Raw genomic sequence first — 20,508 nt, forward strand, 5'->3', positions numbered from 1 at the left:
CCCACGCTCATGGCTTCCACCCCCGCAGCGACAGGGCGTTCAGGACGACGCTGACCGAACTCAGCGCCATCGCCGCCCCGGCCAGCACCGGGCTGAGCAGGCCCGAGGCCGCCAGCGGGATGCCCACCAGATTGTAGATGAAGGCCCAGAACAGCCCCTGGCGGATCTTGGAGTAGGTGCGGCGCGACACGTCGATGGCGCCGGCGACCAGCGCCGGATCGCCGCGCATCAGCGTGACCCCGGCGGTGTGCATCGCCACGTCGGTGCCGGTCGCCATGGCGATTCCGACATCGGCGGCGGCCAGCGCCGGAGCGTCGTTGATGCCGTCGCCGACCATGCCGACGACCTTGCCCTCCGCCTTCAGCGTCGTCACCACCTCGGCCTTGCCGTCCGGCAGCACCTCGGCGAAGACACGGTCGATGCCCAGGTCGGCGGCCACCGCGCGGGCGGCCCCGGCGCCGTCGCCGGTGACCATCACCGTCTCCACCCCCTGCGCCCTCAGGGAGCGGACGGCGGCGCGGGCGCTCTCCTTCACCGTGTCGCCGAAGGCGACGAGGCCCAGCACCCGCCGCTCCGGCGCCGTTTCGGCCAGCCACGACACGGTGCGCCCGGTGGATTCCAGCGCCGCCCCCCGCGCCTCCAGCGCCGCGTCGGACAGGCCGCTTTCCGCGATCAGCCGGCTGCTTCCCAGCAGCAGGGCACGGCCCTCCACCGTCGCCGACACGCCGCGCCCGGCCAGCGCCTTGAAGCCCTCCGGAGCCGCCGCCGGGACGCCCCCTTCCGCCGCACGGTCGCGGACCGCGCGGGCCAGCGGGTGTTCGCTGCCGGATTGCAGCGCCGCGGCCAACCGCAGCACCTCCGCCTTATCGACGCCATCCGCGGGCACCAGATCGGTGACGCGGGGCTTGCCCTCGGTCAGCGTGCCGGTCTTGTCGAAGGCGACGGCGGTGATGGCGTGGGCGCGCTCCAGAGCCTCCGCGTCCTTGATGAGGATGCCGTGGCGGGCCGCCGCGCCGGTGCCGACCATGATCGCGGTCGGCGTGGCGAGGCCCAGCGCGCAGGGGCAGGCAATGACCAGCACCGACACCGCCGTGATGATCGCCGTCTCGACGTTCCCCGTGCCGATCCACCAGCCGGCGAGCGTCACCGCGGCGATGACCAGCACGACCGGCACGAAGACCGCCGCCACCTTGTCGACCAGCCGCTGGATCGGCGCCTTGGACGCCTGGGCGCCCTCGACCATGCGGACGATCTTGGCGAGCATCGTCTCGGCGCCCACCGCCACCGTCTCGACCAGCAGCAGCCCGTCCACGTTGATCGACCCGCCGGTGACGCGGGAGCCCGGCGCCTTCTCCACCGGCAGGCTTTCGCCGGTCAGCATGGATTCGTCCACGCTGCCCGCCCCCTCCGCGACGCGCCCATCGACGGGAATGCGCTCGCCGGGGCGGACCGCCACACGGTCGCCCACGCGCACCTGGGCGATGGGCAGGTCCACCTCCACGCCGTCGCGGCGGACGCGGGCGGTGTCCGGGCGAAGCCGCATCAGCGCGCGAATCGCCGCCGCCGTCCGGCCCTTGGCGCGGGCCTCCAGCCACTTGCCGAGCAGCACGAAGGTGATGAGCACCGCCGACGCCTCAAAATAGAGGTGCGGCGTGTGGCCCGGAAGCGCCGTCAGCATCATGTAGACGCTGAGCCCCCAGGCCGCCGAGGTGCCGAGCGCCACCAGAAGATCCATGTTGCCGGACCCGGCGCGCGCCGCCATCCAGCCGGCCCGGTAGAAGCGCCAGCCCAACCAGAACTGCACCGGCGTCGCCAGCAGGAATTGCGCCCAGGGCGGCAGCATCAGGTTCAGCCCCAGCAGGTCCCCCGCCATGCCGAGAACCAGCGGCGCCGACAGGGCGGCGGCGATCAGCACATGGTGAAGGTCCCGCCGGTTGCGGTCCTGCGCCGGGTCCTCCGCCGCCACGGCGGATGCGGCATCGGCGACGGGGGCGGCGGTGAAGCCGGTCATCTCCACCGCTTCGGCCAGCCGGGCGGCGTCCACCGTTCCGGCGTAGGCAATGACGTGCGCCCGCTCCGTCGCGAGGTTCACGGCGGCGGATTCCACCCCCGGCACGCGCAGCAGCGCCTTTTCGACACGCGCGACGCAGGAGGCGCAGGTCATCCCGCCGACGGTCAGGTCGAACTCCTGCCTCTGCGGTTCGAAGCCGACATTCTCGATGGCCTCCGCCACCGCCCGCGGATCGGGGTCACCCGCGAAGGCGACCCGCGCCCGTTCGGTGGCGAGGTTGACCGACACGCCGGTGACGCCCGGTAGGCGCGACAGCGCCTTTTCCACCCGCCCCACGCAGGAAGCGCAGGTCATGCCGGAAATGCCGATGTCGAGGTCGGTGGTGGTGGCGGACATGATCGTCCTTTCTTTGTCGTCAACCGGCACCCCAGATAAGGCTTCCAATGACTGGAAGGTCAAGGGCACCGAAACCCGTTACGCAGCCGGCAGCCCTTCGGCCTCGAAGCCGGCCTTGTCCAGGGCCGTCCGCAGCGCGTCGGCGCTGGGCGTCCCGTCGACGCGGACGTCCTTCGAGTCCAGGTCGATCCGCACATCCTCGACCCCGGCGACGGCGCCGAGCGCGCGGCGGACGGAGGCGGCGCACCCGCCGCAGGTCATGCCGGGAACCTTGAACGCAATCATGACGAACTCCTTCCCACGAAGTGGTGTTGCCGTCAGCGTCCGCCTTCCAACGATTGGAAGGTCAAGAGGAAATTCGCTGCTCTGATCATGGTTCCGATCACGGCCCCCATCGCTGCCCCCATCGCTGCCGTGGTACCGCCGGAACCAACCGCTCCGCTCGCGCATTCATGGGTCATGGACATCACCCGCCAGCGCAGCTTTCTCCATGACGAAGCGCAATTCGCCCGCGCGCTGGCCCGAGCGGCGGCGGGGGCGATCATCTTCGCCCTGCCCCTGCTGATGACCATGGAGATGTGGGAGCTGGGCTTCTACATGGACCGCTTCCGGTTGGCCCTGTTCATCCTGGTGACCCTGCCGGTGCTGTTCGGCCTGTCCTACTTCGCCGGATTCGAGGAAACCTTCTGCTGGCAGGACGACCTGATCGACGCGCTGTCGGCCTTCGCCGTCGGCTTCCTGATGTCGGCGGCGCTGCTGACCGTCTTCGCCATCGTGCGCCTGGACCAGCCCTTGCCGGAGATCATCGGCAAGATCGCGCTCCAGTCCGTGCCGGCCAGCATCGGCGCCATGCTGGCGCGCAAGCAGCTCGGCCAGCAGGACGACGCCGACAGGGAGCGGCGCATCCGCTCCAGCTATCCCGGCGAGCTGTTCCTGATGGGGGCGGGGGCGCTGTTCGTCGGCTTCAACGTCGCCCCGACCGAGGAGATGATCCTGATCTCCTACAAGATGTCGCCCTGGCACGCGGTGGCGCTGGCGGTGCTGTCGCTGGGGCTGCTGCACATCTTCGTCTACACGGTCGGCTTCGCCGGGCAGGAGAGCGCCGGGGACGACGGGTTCGTATCCGTCTTCCTGCGCTTCTCGGTCGCCGGCTACGGCATCGCCCTGCTGATCAGCCTCTATCTGCTGTGGACCTTCGAGCGGATCGCCGGCCTGTCGATGATGGAGCTGGTGACCGCCACGGTGGTGCTCGGCTTCCCCAGCGCGCTGGGCGCCGCCACCGCCCGCCTGATCGTGTGACGGGAGGGACGCCGATGGCCGACATCCGGGAAAACGACATCGCATCCGGGAGCGCCTCCAGGGACGAGGACGGCAGCGCCTCGGTCTCCCGGCTGGCCTGGATCTCGTCGGGGCTGGGGCTGCTGCTGTTCCTGGGCTCGGTGGGGGTGCTGGGCTATGAGGGCATCACCCGCGGCAACGGCCCCCCGGTGATCACCGCCACGGTGGAGGCGGTGGTTCCCGCCGGCCCGCGCTGGCTCGCCCACATCCAGGTCACCAACGACGGCGGCAAGACCGGCGCGAAGGTCCAGGTGGAGGGCCAACTGATGGCGGGCGACGAGGCTTTGGAAACGTCCGTGGCCGAGTTCGACTATGTGCCCGCCGGCTCCGAACAGAAGGGCGGCCTGTTCTTCGACCGCGACCCGAGGGCGCACGACGTGCGCCTGCGCGTGCTCGGCTACATCGAGCCCTGAACCAAGCGGGTCCCTGCCTGTTGTCCATTCACTGGAAACAGAGGACACCGACCCCGCGATGAACCGCCTGACCATCGACGAGGCGCAGCAGCGCATCCGCCTTTTCCTGACCGGCGACATGGTGGAGGCGCTGCGCGCCGTGGACTATGAATCCCCGCCGCTGGCCGACCAGCCGTCCGGCCTGACGCTCGAGGCGGCACGGCGGGCCGCGGTGCGCTTCAGCCATGTCGAGGGGGCGTCCGACTGCCTGTACCGCGTCGACGCCTTCGACGAATCGCTGGTGATGCGGCTGCAACTGAACGTCCGCCGCTTCGTGGCGATCTATCAGGTGCCGGTCGCCGATCCGGTGGCCAGCGCCACCATCTCCCCGCATTTCGAGCGCTGGGCCATCGGCGCCGGCCACGCCGGCTGGACCATCGGCTGGCGCGACGGCACCGACCCCTGGCAACCCGACCGGCGCGCGGTGGAGACCTACTGCTACGCCATGCTGCCGGAGGACTTCCTCGACAACCCCCTGGAGCAGCTCTACTGGCGCACGGACCTCGTGCAGATGACCCGCGCCTTCATGCTGGAGGCCCGCCGCATGGGCATCCGTCTGGCGGTCCCGCAGGGGATGTGAAGGCCCCCACCCGCTGGGGCAAGGGCCTTCCGCTCGTCAGGCCAGATCGAACAGCAGCACCTCGGCGCTGACCACGCCGTCCAGCGTCAGGGCGGTTTCATTGCTGATCGCAGCGCCGTCGCCTTCCTTCAGGACCGCGCCGTTCAGCCGGACCTGACCGCGGGCGACCTGCACCCAGGCGTGGCGGCCCGGACGCAGCTCATGGGTCACGCTGTCGCCCTCGTCCAGAAGCGTGGCGTAGAGGTCCACGTCCTGGTGGATGGTCACGCTGCCGTCGCGCCCGTCCTGAGAGCCGACGAGGCGCAGGCGGCCCTGCTTCTCCTCGCGCTCGAAGGCCTTCTGCTCATAGCCGGGGACCATCCCCTCCTCGTTGGGCAGGATCCAGATCTGCAGGAAGTGCACCGGGTCCTTCTTGGACGCGTTGTACTCGCTGTGCCGGATGCCCGACCCGGCGCTCATCCGCTGCACGTCGCCGGGACGGATGACCGAGCTGGTGCCCAGCGTGTCCTTGTGCTCCAGCGCGCCGTCGAGGACGTAGGACACGATCTCCATGTCGGCGTGCCCGTGGGTGGGGAAGCCGGCGCCGGGGATCACGCGGTCGTCGTTGATGACGCGCAGCGCGCGGAAGCCCATATGGGCCGGGTCGTAGTAGTGGCCGAACGAGAAGCTGTGCTTGCTGTTCAGCCAGCCCATGTTGACGGCGCCCCGTTCGTCGCGGTTGCGGATCGTGATCATCTCTGGTCCTCCTGTTCCCTTGTGAGGCCCTGTGGCCCCTCGTCTGGAGAGGAATGTGCTCCCGTTTCCGCAAAACAACAATTGCCGGAGTTGCGGCTTATCTGTTCCATGATATGCAACAAACGGCTATGATGGGGTCTCTCTCAACCAGCTTCGCCGACCGCCATCATGCCCGTCATCCTGCCCGACGTTTCGCCCCTCCTCCTCGCTATGGACCTCACCGGGATCTTCATCTTCGGGCTGACGGGAGGGACGCTGGCCGTGCGGCACCGTCTGGACATCTTCGGCGTGATGGTGCTGGCGCTGGTCACGGCGCTGGCCGGCGGCGTGCTGCGCGACCTGCTGATCGGGGCGATCCCGCCGGCCACCATGCAGGACGAGCGCTACCTGATCACGGCGCTCGCCTCGGGCCTGTTCGCCTTCTTCTTCCACCCCTTCATCAACCGTCTGGTCAAACCGGTGATGGTGCTGGACGCGGCGGGCCTGGGCATCTTCGCGGTGGCCGGCTGCGGCAAGGCGCTGGCCTATGGGCTGGGCCCGCTGCCCGCCGTCCTGCTCGGCGTGCTGACCGCCTGCGGCGGCGGGCTGGTGCGCGACGTGCTGGTGGCCGAGGTGCCGCGCGTGCTGCGCGAGGAGATCTACGCGGTGGCCGCCCTGCTGGGGGCGGCGATCGTCATCGCCGGAGCCATGCTGGACCTGCCGAAGGCGCCGGTCGCCATCGCCGGGGCGGCGGCGGCCTTCCTGCTGCGGGTGGTCAGCGTGCTGCGCGGCTGGAGCGCGCCGCGCGCACCCGGTTCATGACATTTCCAGTGAACAACCAAAGGCTTCGGCTGTTGGAATGGGCATGAGCGACACCGTGACCGACAACCCGGCGCTGAGCCGGTTCGAACTAGACGTGAACGGCCAGACGGTCTTCGCGACCTACCGCCGCCGCGGCACCATCCTGCACATCCCCTATGTGGAGGCGCCGCCCTCTCTGCGTGGCACCGGGGCTGCCGGGCGGCTGATGGAGGGGGTGATGGCCATCGCCCGCGCCGAGGGGCTGACCATCGTCCCGATCTGCGGCTACGCCGCCAACTGGATGCACCGCCACCGCGAGCATCACGACCTGCTGGCGCGGTAGGCCTCATGACGCTCCCTGCGGCCGTTGCCCGTCCTTCATCGCGAAGACCTCCTTGGCCGCGAACAGCCCGTTGAGGGCCGCCGGGAACCCCGCGTAGACCGCCATCTGGATGAGGACCTCGACGATCTCGTCGCGGGTCAGCCCGACATTCAACCCGGCCTCGATGTGCACCTTGAGCTGGGGTGCCGCGTTCCCCATGGCGGCGAGCGCCGCGATGGTGGCGATCTCACGCGAGCGCAGATCGAGTCCGGGCCGCGAGTAGATGTCGCCGAAGGAGAATTCGAACAGATAGGTCGCGAAGTCCGGCGCGATGTCGGCAAGCGCCGCCACCACCTTATGGCCGGCCTCGCCGTCGATTTCGGCAAGCGCCCGTTGCCCGCGCTCAAGCCGGCTTTCTTCGATCCCGGATTCGATTTTGGACAGGTGCGTCATCGTCAATCTTCCTCTGTTCCGTTTCGACGTAGCCGTCGATCTTGGTATCGAGGACAAGAAGACAGGCGTTCAGCTCATCGACCTGGGCGCGCACGCGCTCGCGGTGCTGCTCCAGCAACGCCCGCCGCTCCGCTTCGGTCCCGGCGCCCGCCTCACGAAGCGCCGCGTAGCGGAGCATGTCGCGGATCGGCATGCCGGTCGTCTTCAGACGGCCGAGAAACTCGATCCAGGTCAGGATCGAGGCGTCGTAATCGCGGTGGCGGGACTGGTTCCGGTCGGCGTAGGGCAGCAGCCCGATCCGCTCATAGTAGCGGATGGTGTGGGCCGTCAGTCCCGAACGTCTCGCGAGGTCTCCGATCTTCATGCGCGTCTGCTTCTCATCACGATGCACAGGACGCTACGGGTTCGAGCGCGCTCTAAGTCAAGAGCGATTCCGTCACCATGACCGCCGAGACTTTACAGGCCGAGATAGGCCTGCTTCACCGCGGGATCGGCCAGCAGCTCCTCGCCCGTGCCGGCCAGAACGACGCGCCCGTTCTCCAGCACATAGGCGCGCTGCGCCAGCTTCAGCGAGGCGGCGACGTTCTGCTCCACCAGGATGATGGTCATGCCCTCGGCGGCGAGCGCGCGGATGGTGCGGAACAGCTCCTGCACCATGGTCGGGGAGAGGCCGAGCGACGGCTCGTCGAACATGATCAGGTCGGGCTTGCCCATCAGGCAGCGCCCGATGGCCAGCATCTGCTGCTCGCCGCCCGACAGGGTGCCGGCGGCCTGCTCCAGCCGTTCCTGCAGGCGGGGGAAGAGGGTCAGCACCCGCTCGAACGTCTCCTTCGCCCCGGCGCGGGCGCGCGGGATGACGGCGCCCATCTCCAGATTCTCGCGGATGCTGAGCGTCGGGAAGATCTGCCGCCCCTCGGCCACCTGCCCGATCCCGAGGTCGCAGACGACATGGCTCGGCAGGCCGGCGATGTCCTTGCCACGGAAGCGGATGGTGCCGCGGGCCGGCTTCAGGATGCCGGAGATGGTGCGGATCAGCGAGGTCTTGCCCGCCCCGTTGGCGCCGACGATGGCCGTCGTCGTGCCCTCCGCCACCGCGATGGACACGCCGTCGAGCGCCTGGGCGTCGCCGTAGAAGAGGTCGAGGTCGGATACGGTCAGCATGCGGGGTCTTGCGTCGTGGCGGCCATCATGGAGAGGGCCGCCACCTTAGCGCAGGCGCCGCCGGAACCGAACGGCTTTTGCTTCAGCCCGCCCTTACTTCAGGAAGAACAGGACGCTCATCGCCAAGCCCACGGCGATGATGCCCGCGCGCAGGATGCGCGACGGGATCTTCCGTCCGACCCGCGCCCCGACATAGCCGCCGGCCACCGCCGCCACGGTCATCAGCGCGGCGTAGGACCACTCCACCGCCCCGCCGACCGCGTAGGCGGCGACGGCGATGGCGGTCAGCACGGCGGAGAACAGGTTCTTCAGCGCGTTCATGGCGTTCAGGTTGGTCATCCCGAACAGGCTCAGCTGCGCCAGCAGCAGGATGCCGAGGCCGCCGTTGAAATAGCCGCCATAGACCGACACCGCGAACAGCGTGGCGAGCATCGCCCCCGTCCCGTGCAGCCCCACCGCCCGCAGCCGGGCCGCCAGCACGCCGCCGAAGGCGAACAGCGCGGTGGCGACCAGCAGCAGCCAGGGCACGATGCTGCGGAACACCGAATCCGGGGTCACCAGCAGCAGCGCCGCCCCGATCAGCCCGCCGGTCAGGCTGACCACCGACAGCGTGACCAGCCCGACCCCGCCCACCGGCTCCAGGTCGTGGCGGTATCCGTAGACGCCGCTGGCGTAGCCGGGCAGCAGCGCCACCGTGCCGGTGGCGTTCGCCGCCACGGGTGGAACCCCGGCGTAGATCAGCGCGGGAAGAGTGAGAAAGCTGCCGCCGCCGGCGACCGCGTTCATCGCCCCGGCCAGAAAGGCCGCGGCGAGCAGGAGCAGGGATGTCGTCACCATCGTTCGGGTCGTTGTCGTTTCTTGTTGTTTTTAAGTCCCTCTCCCGCCCCGGGAGAGGGTGGCGCTGAAGGCGCCGGGTGAGGGTCGCACGAGGATCGATGCCTTATTCTTGGCCGCGCCCTCACCCTCCCGCCGCTGTGCGGCGGGTCCCTCCCTCTCCCGGGACGGGAGAGGGGGTTGGGAAGCCTACCCCCTCCCCCTCAGCTCACGCCGGATGATCTTGCCCGTGGTCGTCATCGGCAGGCTGTCCACGAACTCCACGGCGCGCGGGTATTCATGGGCGGCGAGGCGGGTCTTCACATGGGCCTGGATTTCCGCCGCCAGTTCGTCGCTGGGGCGCACGCCGTCCTGGAGGACGATGAAGGCCTTCACGATCTCGGTGCGCAGGGGGTCGGGCACGCCGACCACGGCGGCCATGCGGACGGCGGGGTGGCCGATCAGGCAATCCTCGATCTCGCCGGGGCCGATCCGGTAGCCCGCCGACGTGATGACGTCGTCGTCCCGTCCGACGAAGCGGATGTAGCCGTCCGCGTCCAGCTCGCCCTGGTCGCCGGTGACCAGCCACTCGCCGACAAACTTCGCGGCCGTGGCCTCCGGGTTGTTCCAGTATTGCAGGAACATCACCGGGTCCGGGCGGTGCACGGCGATCAGGCCGATCTCACCGGGCGGAAGGCGCTTGCCTTGCCCGTCGATCACCGCCACGTCGTGGCCGGGCGCCGGGCGGCCCATGACGCCGGGCTTCGGCGGCATGACCTTGGCGCAGGAGGACACGATCATGTTGCACTCGGTCTGGCCGTAGAACTCGTTGATGGTCAGCCCGAAGGTCTGGCGGCCCCAGTCGAGAAGTTCCGCCCCCAGCGTCTCGCCGCCGCTGGCGACGGAGCGCATGCTGTAGGCCCAGCGCGTCTGCGGGTCCTTCACCGCGCGCATCATCTTCAGCGCGGTCGGCGGCAGGAAGGCGTTGCGCACCTGGAAATCGGCGATCAGGCGGAAGGCCTCCTCCGCGTCGAACTTCTCGAAGCGGTGGGAGACTACGGTCACGCCATGGTGCCAGGCGGGCATCAGCACGTCCAGCAGGCCGCCGATCCACGCCCAGTCCGCCGGGGTCCAGATGCGGTCGCCCGGCTGGGGGAACAGGTCGTGGGAAATCTCCACCCCCGGCAGATGGCCGAGCAGCACACGGTGCGCGTGCAGCGCCCCCTTCGGCTGGCCGGTGGTGCCGGAGGTGTAGATGATCACCGCCGGGTCGTCGGCCGCCGTGTCCACCGGCGTGAAGTCCTCCGACGCGGCCTCGACCAGCGCGTGCCAATCCAGCTCGCCCTCCCCGGCCTCGTCGATGCGCAGGACGAGTTTCAGCTCGGGCAGGCGGTCGCGGATCTCGGCGATCTTGGCCGCACCCACGGCGTCGGTCACCACTGCCCGCGCCCCGCAATTCCCGAGGCGGTATTCCAGCGCCTCCACCCCGAACAGCGAGAAGAGGGGAACGGCGACGCCGCCCATCTTGTAGACGGCGACGTGGCTGACCGCGGTCTCCGGCGCCTGGGGCAGCAGGATGCCCACCCGGTCGCCGCGCGCCACCCCATGGGCGGCCAGCGCGTTGGCAAGGCGGTTCGACAGGCGGCGGATGTCGGCGAAGCTGTAGGTTTCCACCGCGCCGTCCCGGCGCTTGTGGATCAGGGCGGTGCGGTCCGGGTCGCGCTCCGCCCACTTGTCGCAGACGTCCACGCCGATGTTGTAACGCTCCGGCACCGACCAGACGAAACGGTCGCGCAGGCCCTCGTAGCTGTCCGCTTCCGGCAGCATGCTTTTCCTCCCGACAGGTTCTTGCCGGCCGCTTGGACGCGGCCATTTGGTTTCATCATAGGGGCAACGGCGGCGTTCCGTCACGCGAACGGAATAGTTTGCGGGGCTGCCATGTTTACGGGGGCAGGTTCCGTTCCGTGGGGTTCGAGATGAAGGCCAAGGGGATTGTTGTGGTTGTGTTGTCCGTGGGCCTGCTGGCCGGCTGCGCCAGCCCCTATGGCTATGGGTATGGCGGCGGGTATGGTGGCGGCGGGTACGGAGCCAATTACGGCGGCGGCTACGCTCCCGGCTATGGCAACAAGGCGACGGCGGGAACGCTGCTCGGCGGCGTGGCCGGCGGCCTCGCCGGGTCGCGCTTCGGCGGCGGCACGGGCAAGCTGGTGGCGGTCGGCGTCGGCACGCTGCTCGGCGCCGCGCTCGGCAACGCCGCCGGCCAGTCGATGGACCGCGCCGACCTGATGTACGCGCAGCAGGCCGCGGGGCAGGCCTACATGGCGCCGACCGGCGCCACCGTGCAGTGGAACAACCCGCAGACCGGCAACTGGGGCACCTACACCCCCACCCGCGACGGCACCGGCCCCTATGGCGAGCCGTGCCGGGAGTTCCAGACCAGCATCGTGGTCGGCGGGCAGCTTCAGCAGGGCTACGGCACCGCCTGCCGCCAGTCGGACGGAAGCTGGCGCATGGTGAGCTGACGCACCCCACGCACGCCCTTCAACCAGGCGGGGAAATGCTCTAGACAGACGGGCATGGCGACGATCAAGGACGTGCTGGCCGCGGCGCTGGCCCACCATCAGGCCGGCCGGCTGGCGCAGGCCGCCGCCGGCTATCAGTCCGTCCTCGACACCCTGCCCGACCATCCCGACGCCCTGCATCTGCTGGGCGTCGTCTATCTCCAGGCCGGGCACCCGGCGGAGGCCGAGCCGCGCATCCGCGCCGCCCTCCGCGCCGACGCCACCGTCGCCGATTACCACGACAACCTCGGCAGCGCGTTGCGCGCCCTGGACCGGGCGGCGGAGGCGGCCGACGCCCACCGCGCGGCGATCCGCCTGCGCCCGGCCTTCGCGCAGGCCCATTACAACCTCGGCAACGCGCTGGACCGGCTGGGCCGGCTGGAGGAGGCAGCGGACGCCTACCGGCAGGCCGCCGCGCTGCGCCCCGGCTACGCGCGGGCGCGCTTCAACCTCGGCAACACGCTGACGGCGCTCGGGCGGCTGGCCGAGGCGGACGACGCCTTCCGCGCCGCACTGGCCGACGATCCCGGATTCGGGGAAGCGCACGCCAACCGGGCCTCGCTGATGTTGCAACGCGGCCGGGCGGCGGACGCGCAGGGAGCCTTGCGCCGCGCGCTGGCGCTGCGCCCCGACCACGCCACGGCGCTCGCCAACCTGTCGGCCGCCTTGATCGCCCTCGACGCCCCCATGGACGCCGAGCGGGCGGCCCGCCGCGCCGAACGCGTGCGCCCGGACTTCGCAGAGGCCGCGCTGCGCCGGGGCGACGCGCTGCAAAAGCGCAACCGTCTGGCCGAGGCCGCCCGCGCCTACGCCCGGGCCGCCGCCCTGTGCCCCGATCTGGCGGAGGCCTATGCGAACCTCGCGCTGGTCCGCCAGACGCAAGGCGACCTGGATGCCGCTGAGGCCGGCTACCGCCGCGCGCTGACGCTGCGGCCCGATCTGGCCGAGGTGCGCTCCAACCTCGCCTATTTGGAGCTGTTCCGGCCCGGCGTCACGCTGGCCCGCGTGCTGGAGGCGCACCGGGGTTGGAACGCCCTGCACGGCGCGCCGTTGCGCGCCGAATGGGCGCCCCGCGCCCCGGCGGTGCGGGACGGCACCCGCCCGCTGCGCGTCGGCATCCTGTCCGGTGACTTCCGCCGCCACCCGGCGGGGCAGTTCGCCGTGCGGGCGGTGGAGGCGCTGCCGGACTTCGGCGTCGAACTGACCCTCTACGCCAACCAGTTGGAAGCGGACGACCTGACCGACCGCTTCCGCGCCGCAGCGGCGCGCTGGGTGCCGGTCGCCGACCGGACCGACGCTGAACTTGCAACATCGATCCGCGACGACCGGCTGGACGTGCTGATCGACCTCGCCGGGCACAACGCCCGTGGGCGGCTGGGCGTCTTCGCGCGCAAGCCGGCGCCGGTCCAGGTGGCGTGGTCGGGCTACATGGCGACCACCGGGCTCGCCGCCATGGACGCGCTGGTCGCCGACGCCCACCATGTGCCGGAGGGGGCGGAGCGCTTCTACAGCGAGCGCATCCTGCGCATGCCCGACGCCTTCATCGCCTACGACCCGCCGCCGGACGCGCCGGAGCCCGGACCGCCGCCCTGCCTGACCGGCCAGCCCGTCACCTTCGGCGTCTTCAACATCCTGACCAAGCTGACCGACGAGGTGCTGTCCACCTGGGCCGCCCTGCTCGCCCACGTGCCCGAGTCGCGCCTGCTGCTGAAGACCAAGGCGCTGTCCTGCCCGGAAACCGCCGCCCAGTGGCGCGGACGGCTGGCCGCGGCGGGCATCGCGCCGGAGCGGCTGATCCTGGCCGGGGCGACCCCCAGCCGGGAGCATATGGGCTGGTGCGCCCGCGTCGACGTGGCGCTCGACCCCTTCCCCTTCGCCGGCAGCACGACGACTCTGGAGACCCTGTGGATGGGCGTGCCGGTCGTCACCCTGCCCGGCGAGACCTTTTCCAGCCGCCATTCCCTGGCGTTCCTGAGCGTGACGGGGGTGGAGGGCTGCATCGCCCGCGACCCGGCGGACTATGTGAGCCTCGCCGCCGGCTGGGCCGCCGCCCCGGCGCGGCTGGCGGAGCTGCGCCGGACCCTGCGCCCGCGCATGGCGGCCGGACCGCTGTGCGACGGGCGGCGCTTGGCCGAGGCGCTGGCGGCGTCTCTGCGCGATGTGGCGAAAGACGCCTAGCCTTTCCGGATAGGACACCCCAAACCCCTAAATTGGGGGTTGTTTGGTCACTGAATTTTCGTCACATGTTGTATATCAGATTCATCAAGGGTCGTGACGCCCAGGGGGTCCTGGATGCTGAACCTTTTGGCTGTTCGCACGGCCATCGAGGACGTGGAGCAAGCCATCGCCGCGACACTGGCGCCGGAGACGCTGGCCGCCAAGACGGTCGCCACCAACCGGCGGGCGCTGGCGCGTCTCTACACCGCCTATGCCCAGGGGCTTCTCAAGCGGCACGGCATCTCCGTGGATCTGGACGACATCTGCGGGCAATGCTGCCGCGACTGCCCGGACGGACGCTGCGCCCGCCTTCCCTCCTGAGTCACTTTTCGCCGATGAAGCGGACCCAGGGGAAATCCAGAATGTCGAACCAGCGCACCCGCAGCCCCTGCCGCTCCAGCGCGTCGAGCACCGCGAAGGGCGCCGCCTGGTCCAGCATCCAGAACCCGCGCCCCTCCCGCAGATAGGCCCCGATGTAGGCTGCGGTCGAAGCGAGGAAGGCGCGTCCCAACGGAGTCGGCTGGAACCCGGCGAAGCAGACGGTGATCTCCCGCGTCGGGCCGCGCCAGCGGGCGTCGCGCAGCAGCCCGACGTCGGCCCCCTCCAGCAGCGCCGCCACCGCGCCCGGGTCCCCGTCCAGCGTGCAATCGGCGTCCAGATGCAGCAGGGGCCGCCCCCAGCGCGTCATGAGCTGGTGCCAGCGCAGGAACCGGATGCAGGCGTAGTAGGTGGTGCGCCGATGGTCGTCCCACCCGGTGAAGTCCACCCGTTCCCGGCTGCAGCTTAAAGGCAGACGCTCCCGCCGCCGGGCGAGGTCGGCCAGGGTCTCCGGCGAGGGGTTCACGACATGGACGTGGACCGCCACGCCGCCGCCCGCCGCCTCCACCGAATCGAGCAGGGCCGTGGCGAAGCGCCGGTAATAGCCGTCGTCGCAGGACACCGCCAGCAGCGGCCCGTTCCGCGTGGGCGGTTCAGCCAGCAGTTCCAGCGGCGGGAAGGCGCCGAGCAGCGAGTCGGCGTCGGGAAGCCTGTCCAGCCCCCGCCGTCCGGCCCGCACCATCGACCACAGGCGCAGTTCGAAATCCGCTTCAACCTCGGCCGCCGTGAAGCGCCGGGAGACGCGCCGCATGAAGCGGGCGGCGAGGTCCGTCCGTCCGCACCGGTAGAAGCGGTAGGCGACCACGGCCGCCGCCCGCGTGTCGCGCGGGTTGCGGCGCAGAACCGTCAGGGCGGTCCGGGCGGCGCGGTCGAGCAGGCTTTCCGTCGCCTGCCCGGCCTGGACGAGCGCCAGCGCCGCCCCGATCAACGCATCCGCCGCCGCACCGTGTTGCGGATCGGCGGCCAGGGCGCGGGCCAGGGCACGCCCCGCGCGCTCCACCAAATCCGGATCGAGACGCCGGGCGTGCGACAGCGGGCGGTCCAGCCCGGCCTCGGCGAGCGCGCTCACCGCGGCGTTGTGGAGCGCGTCGGGATGGGCAGGCGCCAGGGCCACCGCCTGCCGGCGCAGCCGCGCCGCGTCCTCCGCCCGGCCCAGCGCCGCCAGGGCGTTGGCGCGGTTGACGCGCGCCTCGGCGAAGTCGGGCCGCCGGGCCAGCGCCTGGGCGAAGGCCGCCGCGGCACCCGCCGCGTCGCCGTGCTCCAGCCGCAGCCCACCCAGCGTGAAGGCGGTCTGGACATCCGCAGGGTCGAGCGCCGCCGTGCGGGCGTAGGCGCGCTCCGCCGCGTCGGACTGCCCCGCCGCGCGCAGGGTCCGCGCCAGATTGCCGAGGAAATCCGCGTCACTGGGCAGCAGCGCCACGGCACGGCGCAGCAGCGGCAGGGCCGCTCCCGGCCGGCCGCTCTGGCTTTCCAGGACGCCCAGCAGGTGAAGCGCGTCGGGATGGCCCGGCTGGCTGCGCAGGATGCTATGATAGAGGGGCCGGGCCGCGTCCAGCCGGCCCGCCTGATGGTGGCCGACCGCGGCGGCCAGGGCATCCCGAAGTGTCACCATGCCGCCTGTCTACACGCGCCGCCGGGCCGGAGTCCATGCGGCGCAGCGGTCGGGGGCGCCGCCTGTTGCGAAGGAGAGACCATGGCCGACCGGCCGCTCGTCAGCGTCATCACGCCAAGCTGGGGACGGGAGGATGTCCTGCCGCTGTGCCACGCGCGCGTGCTGTCGCAGACCGTCCCCGACATCGAATGGCTGGTGTTCGACGACAGCCCGCGCCCGTCCGCCTATCTCCAGCCGCTCGCCGGGCCGCGGCTGAAGTATTTCTATGCACCGCGCCGCTACGCCATCGGGGAGAAGCGCAACATCCTGGCCGAGCACGCGCGCGGCGAGATCATCGTCCATTTCGACGACGACGACTTCTACGCCCCCCACTATGTGGAGCGGCTGCTCGGCTGGCTGGAGGCGGGCCACGATGCGGTGACCCTGTCCGGCTGGTTCCTGCACAGCATGGTGCACGGGACCTTCGGCTATTGGGACACGGCGCGCGGCGGCTCCCACCATCGCTGGGGCCGGACGACGCGCGCCTATGTCGAGGCGCCGGACGCGCCGCCGTCCGACGACAATCTGCTGGGCTATGGCTTCTCCTACGCCTACCGGCGGTCGGTGTGGGAGGCGGTGCGCTTCCCGCCGGTCAACGCCTGTGAGGACGCCCCGTTCATGAAGAGCGCGCGGGAACGCTTCCGCGTCGCTGCCTTTCCGGACGCCGAGGGGCTGTGCCTGCACACCCTGCACGCTCGCAGCACCAGCCTGTGCCTGCCCCAATACGAGCTGCCGCCCCTGCTGCTGGAGCGCCTGTTCGGACCGGACATCGCGGCGTACACCGGGGGTGGCGGGGGTCAGACCTGAACGTCGAGATACATGCCGCGGCGGTAATTGCGCGGCAGCGTCAGGATGCCGTTCACCAGAAGGCTCGCCAGTTCGCGGACGCTGGGGATGCGCTGGCGCCCGCCGCCGACCTGCTCCGCCCGGTTGCGGACGCCGACCGCGCCCGGCGACGCGACGCGCCCGCCGCCGACCTCGGAGCGGATCGGTTCGTTGGAGCGGTCACCGGTGCGTCGTGTTTCAACCATGCTGAATGTCTACAGCAAATTCCGTCCCATCGGCAAGGCGGAGCCGGCGCGGTCCATCCGTTGTCGCGCATGGGAGACGCCAAAGCACGGCGGCATTGATAGCCCTCTCCCGCCCCGGGAGAGGGAAGGGACCCGTGCGAAGCGTGGGGAGGGTGAGGGTGCCGCCAAGGAGCGGCGGTTTGATCCTCGCACGACCCTCACCCGGCCGCTTTGCGGCCACCCTCTCCCGGGACGGGAGAGGGAACTGACCTCAACCGGCCCCCTCGCTTGACAAACTGTTATATCAGCGGTAACCGATACGTCTCTAAACCTTACGGTTTGGATGGGAATAGGTGGTTCGGGGCGTCGGAGGGAAGTCCATAACAATAAGCGCCCCGATCCGCCTTTTCCCCTTCACCGCAGCCAGGCGGTCAGCGCCGTCAACGCGCTCAGCACCAGCACATAAAGCGCCAGGTCGAACAGCGGCGGGTGCCAGACCCAGCCGTAGAACCCCGCCGCGCGCAAGCCGCGCCGCAGCAGGCCCGACACGAACCAGGCCACAATGGCCAGGATCAGCAGCGGGGGGATGAACAGCCCGTAGATGTCGATTTCGCCGATCATGCGGTCACCGGTTCGCGGAGCGATTCGCTGGAGGGGTCGGGGGCGGCGAAGGTCAGGTGCGGGAACAGCGCGCGGCGCAGCCCGGCCAGCGCAATCACCGCGCGGTCACGCTCCGCCGACCGCGGCTCGGCGGACAGGTTGGACAAAGCGGCGTCCATCATCGGCAGGACCTCCGCCGGGGGCGTACCGAGGCGGCGGCTGGACAGGCCGCGGAAATGCTGCCCCACCGCGCCCAAGAGCCGCGCCACATGGGGCGCCGCCGGGCCGCCCAGGGCGCGGCGGGCGCGCTGCAGCTCCGCCACGTTCAGCCCGACGCGCAGGTCGTTCACCGCGTCCGCCGCCGCCAGATCCTGCTGCGGACCGGCCAGCGCCAGACGGGAGGACAGCAGCCCGACGCGGTCCAGCATCCGGTTCTCGAAGCTGCCCACCGGAATGCCGGAGCGGGCGGCGGTCATCGCCGCGATCTCGCTCCAGCCGGCGCGGAGCAGGCGCCGGGCGCTCCAGGCCGCGCCGACCGAGCGGCAGAGCTGGGTGACCAGCAGCGCCGTGGCGATGCCCACCACCTGCGCGACGTTGCTGTTGAGGAAGGAGGCGAAATCCCCCGTCCCGAGGTCGAGCAGGCTGAGCGAGCCGACCACCCCCATCAGCAGGGCCATCGCCTTGCCCATGGTCGCCGGCCGCGCCACGAAGACCCCCAGAGTCAGGAAGGTCGGAGCGAGGCCCAGCACCAGCATGGGGAAGCTGTCGAAGGACGGCAACACGACCAGCAGGTAGAAGGCGGCCAGCGGCACCGACAGCAGGGTGAAGACCAGGAACAGGCGGATGCCCGGCGCGGGGTCGTCCAGCGAGGCGAAGAAGCAGCAGAAGACCGCCGTCATCATCGCCGCCGCCGATCCCGACGACCAGCCGGTGCCGATCCAGAAGGCGCAGACCACCGCGATCCCGAGCAGCGCCGCGAAGCCCGACCACAGCGCCATGCCGGCGTCGAGATGGAAGACGTCGCGCGAGCGGCGTCGGGTCAGCGGATCGAGGCGCTCCGGCAGGCTGCTCTTGCCATCGCGGATGTGCGCCCGCAGGTCGCGGCAGTCCTGATGGATGTCCACCAGCGAGCGCAGCCGGGTCAGCAGGTTGAGAAGCGTCGCCTCCTTCCAGCCGGTGTCCGCACCGATGACCGGAGACAGCCGGGCGATCTCCGCGCGCAGGCGGTCGGCGCCACCCTCCTCATCATCACCACCCACCCAGCGGTCGAGATCGGCCAGCAGCGCCGAGATCTCGGCGGGCAACTGGCCGCGCAGGGCATCCAGCCGGTCCTCGATGCCCGCGGTCAGCGGCAGCAGATAGGCCATGCGGTCCTGCATCGCCCGGACCGCCCGCGTCATCCAGCGCACCTCCGACGTGTCGTAGGGCAGATGGGTCGCCATGACGCGCAGTTCGGTGATGTCGCGGGCCAGCTTCTGGCGCTCCTGCGCGTTGGCCGCGCCCTCCGGCGCCGTCTCGCGCGACAGGGCCTCGCGGGTCCAGCGCTCCGCGTCGCGCAGCGTGGCGTCCAGCCGGCCGAGCAGCGCCGGCCCGACGCTCTGCGGAAAGACCACGCTGTGCACCACGGTGGCGCAGACGATGCCGATCAGGATCTCCTCGACGCGGGCCAGACCGGTGTCGAAGATGGTCGACGGATCGGTCACCGCGGGAAAGCCGATCAGGCCAATCGTGTAGCCGGCCAGCATGAAGAGATAGCTGCGCGGCGTGCGGTCGAGCAGCGAGATGAACAGGCAGACCGCCACCCACAGCCCCAGAGCGAGGGTCAGCAGCTCCGGCGAATCGGCGAGCGCCGGCACCAGCGCGATGGCCCCGGCGCAGCCCAGCGCCGTCCCGGCGACGCGGAAGACCGCCTTCGACCGCACCGCGCCCGACAGCGGGCCGGAGACGATGTAGGCGGTCGCCATCGCCCAGAAGGGCCGCGGCAGCCCCATGGAGAAGGCGATGTAGAGCGCCGCCATGGCCGCCGCGAAGGCCTTGACCGAGAACAGCGCCTCGTTCAGCGAGACCATCGTGAAGGCGGGAGTCCTCATTGCCCGGCCACCCGCTTGGCGGGCGCTCCCTGCTCGGTCTCCCGCACCACCTCGACGGTCACGGTGCGCCCGGCGACGAGGTCGCGGGGATCGGGCACCTGCTCCAGCGCGACGCGCACGGGGATGCGCTGGGCCAGACGGACCCAGTTGAAGGTCGGGTTGACGTTGGGCAGCAGGCCCGTGCCATCGGTGCGGTCGCGGTCGACGATGGCGTGGGTCACGCTGTCGACCCGTCCGGTCAGCCGCTCCGGCTCGCCCATGATGGTGACGCGGACCGGGTCGCCGACGCGGATGCGCGGCAGCTTGGTTTCCTCGAAATAGCCGACGACGTAGAAGGAATTCCGGTCGATCACCGCGACCACCGGCTGGCCCGCCGTCACGTAGTTGCCGGCCTTGAGCTGGAGGTTGGTGACGAAGCCGTCCACGGTCGCCCGCACCTCCGTCCGCTCCAGGTTGAAGCGGGCGAGGTCGAGCGCCGCCTCCATCTGGCGCGCGGCGGCGGCGGCCTTCGCCTGGGCGGCAGCGACCTCCTGCCGCTGGGCGGTTGAGACGACGTTGTTGCCGAGTTGCGCGTAGCGGTCGGCCTCGGCCTTGCGGAAGGACAGCTCGGCGCGCGCGCTTTCCAGGTTGGCCTCGGCCTGATCGACGGCGAGGCGGTAGCGGCTGGGGTCGACGACGAACAGGACGTCGCCCTTGCGGACCGCCTGGTTGTCGATGACCCGCACCTCGGTCACCAGACCGGCGACGTCGGAGGACACCTGCACCACGTCGGCCCGCACCCGCCCGTCGCGGGTCCAGGGCTCGTTCATGTAGTAGTCCCACAGCCACCAGCCACCGCCGACGGCGCCCAGCGTGACGACCAGCGTGACCGTGATCCGAATGAGAAGGGAGAAGAGTTTCACCGTGGTTCGTCCTTGCGCTCCACCGGCACGGCCGGGAGCGATCGTTCCGTATCCCGCC

General features: G+C 70.7%; 22 protein-coding genes. 9 read left to right on the forward strand and 13 right to left on the reverse strand.

Annotated elements, in window-relative coordinates; genetic code table 11:
* Positions 1-7: 7 nt before the first annotated feature.
* Complete coding sequence (locus D3869_RS18680; RefSeq protein WP_137141391.1) at positions 8-2,407, reverse strand: heavy metal translocating P-type ATPase; 2,400 nt, start codon at positions 2,405-2,407, stop codon at positions 8-10.
* Positions 2,408-2,485: 78 nt separating this feature from the next.
* The gene (locus D3869_RS33460) at positions 2,486-2,692 is read right to left on the reverse strand and encodes a heavy-metal-associated domain-containing protein (RefSeq protein ID WP_137141392.1); all 207 of its coding nucleotides are present in this window, start codon (positions 2,690-2,692) and stop codon (positions 2,486-2,488) included.
* Between the two features lie 174 nt (positions 2,693-2,866).
* Between D3869_RS33460 and D3869_RS18690 the strand changes: the two genes are divergently transcribed.
* Genes D3869_RS18690 through D3869_RS18700 form a run of 3 tightly spaced genes read left to right on the forward strand, consistent with a single transcriptional unit; the run spans position 2,867 to position 4,777 of the window.
* On the forward strand, positions 2,867-3,706 hold the full coding sequence (locus D3869_RS18690) for a TIGR02587 family membrane protein (RefSeq protein WP_137141393.1): 840 nt from the start codon (positions 2,867-2,869) through the stop codon (positions 3,704-3,706).
* Positions 3,707-3,720: 14 nt separating this feature from the next.
* A complete protein-coding gene (locus D3869_RS18695) occupies positions 3,721-4,158 on the forward strand; it encodes a hypothetical protein (protein WP_137141394.1) in 438 nt (145 codons plus the stop codon).
* Between the two features lie 58 nt (positions 4,159-4,216).
* Positions 4,217-4,777, forward strand: a complete 561-nt coding sequence (locus D3869_RS18700; protein ID WP_137141395.1) for a hypothetical protein — start codon at positions 4,217-4,219, stop codon at positions 4,775-4,777.
* Between the two features lie 36 nt (positions 4,778-4,813).
* On the opposite strand, the gene D3869_RS18705 is transcribed toward D3869_RS18700, so the two are convergent.
* Positions 4,814-5,512, reverse strand: a complete 699-nt coding sequence (locus D3869_RS18705; RefSeq protein WP_137141396.1) for a pirin family protein — start codon at positions 5,510-5,512, stop codon at positions 4,814-4,816.
* Positions 5,513-5,680: 168 nt separating this feature from the next.
* On the opposite strand from D3869_RS18705, the gene D3869_RS18710 reads away from it, so the two are divergent.
* Together D3869_RS18710 and D3869_RS18715 are read left to right on the forward strand one after the other, a co-directional pair.
* A complete protein-coding gene (locus D3869_RS18710) occupies positions 5,681-6,313 on the forward strand; it encodes a trimeric intracellular cation channel family protein (protein WP_137141397.1) in 633 nt (210 codons plus the stop codon).
* Between the two features lie 43 nt (positions 6,314-6,356).
* The gene (locus D3869_RS18715; RefSeq protein ID WP_175426527.1) at positions 6,357-6,635 is read left to right on the forward strand and encodes a GNAT family N-acetyltransferase; all 279 of its coding nucleotides are present in this window, start codon (positions 6,357-6,359) and stop codon (positions 6,633-6,635) included.
* Between the two features lie 3 nt (positions 6,636-6,638).
* Here D3869_RS18715 and D3869_RS18720 read toward each other — a convergent pair whose 3' ends face one another.
* From D3869_RS18720 to D3869_RS18740, 5 genes are all read right to left on the reverse strand, one after another.
* Positions 6,639-7,067 carry a carboxymuconolactone decarboxylase family protein gene (locus D3869_RS18720; protein WP_137141399.1) on the reverse strand — a complete coding sequence of 143 codons (429 nt, stop codon included), beginning with the start codon at positions 7,065-7,067 and terminating at the stop codon, positions 6,639-6,641.
* Complete coding sequence (locus D3869_RS18725) at positions 7,018-7,431, reverse strand: MerR family transcriptional regulator (RefSeq protein ID WP_137141400.1); 414 nt, start codon at positions 7,429-7,431, stop codon at positions 7,018-7,020. Before D3869_RS18725 ends, D3869_RS18720 begins: the two co-directional genes overlap by 50 nt.
* 92 nt (positions 7,432-7,523) lie before the next feature.
* The gene (locus tag D3869_RS18730) at positions 7,524-8,228 is read right to left on the reverse strand and encodes an ABC transporter ATP-binding protein (RefSeq protein WP_094306858.1); all 705 of its coding nucleotides are present in this window, start codon (positions 8,226-8,228) and stop codon (positions 7,524-7,526) included.
* A 93-nt stretch (positions 8,229-8,321) separates the two neighbouring features.
* Complete coding sequence (locus D3869_RS18735; RefSeq protein WP_137141401.1) at positions 8,322-9,065, reverse strand: sulfite exporter TauE/SafE family protein; 744 nt, start codon at positions 9,063-9,065, stop codon at positions 8,322-8,324.
* A 186-nt stretch (positions 9,066-9,251) separates the two neighbouring features.
* Positions 9,252-10,868 carry an acyl-CoA synthetase gene (locus D3869_RS18740; RefSeq protein ID WP_137141402.1) on the reverse strand — a complete coding sequence of 539 codons (1,617 nt, stop codon included), beginning with the start codon at positions 10,866-10,868 and terminating at the stop codon, positions 9,252-9,254.
* Between the two features lie 149 nt (positions 10,869-11,017).
* Here D3869_RS18740 and D3869_RS18745 point away from each other — a divergent pair, with 149 nt between their 5' ends.
* The 3 genes from D3869_RS18745 to D3869_RS18755 all read left to right on the forward strand — a co-directional run bounded on the left by D3869_RS18745 (position 11,018) and on the right by D3869_RS18755 (position 14,140).
* Complete coding sequence (locus D3869_RS18745; RefSeq protein WP_432613425.1) at positions 11,018-11,563, forward strand: RT0821/Lpp0805 family surface protein; 546 nt, start codon at positions 11,018-11,020, stop codon at positions 11,561-11,563.
* 54 nt (positions 11,564-11,617) lie between these two features.
* Positions 11,618-13,780: a tetratricopeptide repeat protein gene (locus D3869_RS18750; RefSeq protein ID WP_137141404.1), complete on the forward strand. Its 2,163-nt coding sequence runs from the start codon at positions 11,618-11,620 to the stop codon at positions 13,778-13,780.
* 114 nt (positions 13,781-13,894) lie between these two features.
* The gene (locus tag D3869_RS18755) at positions 13,895-14,140 is read left to right on the forward strand and encodes a hypothetical protein (RefSeq protein ID WP_137141405.1); all 246 of its coding nucleotides are present in this window, start codon (positions 13,895-13,897) and stop codon (positions 14,138-14,140) included.
* A gap of 1 nt (position 14,141) precedes the next feature.
* Here D3869_RS18755 and D3869_RS18760 read toward each other — a convergent pair whose 3' ends face one another.
* On the reverse strand, positions 14,142-15,809 hold the full coding sequence (locus D3869_RS18760) for a tetratricopeptide repeat protein (RefSeq protein WP_137141406.1): 1,668 nt from the start codon (positions 15,807-15,809) through the stop codon (positions 14,142-14,144).
* A gap of 81 nt (positions 15,810-15,890) precedes the next feature.
* Here D3869_RS18760 and D3869_RS18765 point away from each other — a divergent pair, with 81 nt between their 5' ends.
* Positions 15,891-16,655 (forward strand): glycosyltransferase family 2 protein, encoded by a 765-nt coding sequence (locus D3869_RS18765; RefSeq protein WP_137141407.1) that lies wholly within the window; start codon positions 15,891-15,893, stop codon positions 16,653-16,655.
* On the opposite strand, the gene D3869_RS18770 is transcribed toward D3869_RS18765, so the two are convergent.
* From D3869_RS18770 to D3869_RS18790, 4 genes are all read right to left on the reverse strand, one after another.
* A complete protein-coding gene (locus D3869_RS18770) occupies positions 16,646-16,879 on the reverse strand; it encodes a hypothetical protein (protein ID WP_035678364.1) in 234 nt (77 codons plus the stop codon). The two genes, D3869_RS18765 and D3869_RS18770, sit on opposite strands and share 10 nt — an antisense overlap.
* A 393-nt stretch (positions 16,880-17,272) precedes the next feature.
* On the reverse strand, positions 17,273-17,479 hold the full coding sequence (locus D3869_RS18780) for a DUF1656 domain-containing protein (RefSeq protein ID WP_137104762.1): 207 nt from the start codon (positions 17,477-17,479) through the stop codon (positions 17,273-17,275).
* Positions 17,476-19,548 (reverse strand): FUSC family protein, encoded by a 2,073-nt coding sequence (locus D3869_RS18785; RefSeq protein ID WP_137141409.1) that lies wholly within the window; start codon positions 19,546-19,548, stop codon positions 17,476-17,478. The genes D3869_RS18780 and D3869_RS18785 overlap by 4 nt, the downstream gene beginning before the upstream one ends.
* The gene (locus D3869_RS18790) at positions 19,545-20,450 is read right to left on the reverse strand and encodes an efflux RND transporter periplasmic adaptor subunit (protein ID WP_137141410.1); all 906 of its coding nucleotides are present in this window, start codon (positions 20,448-20,450) and stop codon (positions 19,545-19,547) included. The genes D3869_RS18785 and D3869_RS18790 overlap by 4 nt, the downstream gene beginning before the upstream one ends.
* Positions 20,451-20,508 lie beyond the last annotated feature (58 nt).

This window comes from Azospirillum brasilense, from assembly GCF_005222205.1.
Lineage (GTDB): Bacteria > Pseudomonadota > Alphaproteobacteria > Azospirillales > Azospirillaceae > Azospirillum > Azospirillum brasilense_G.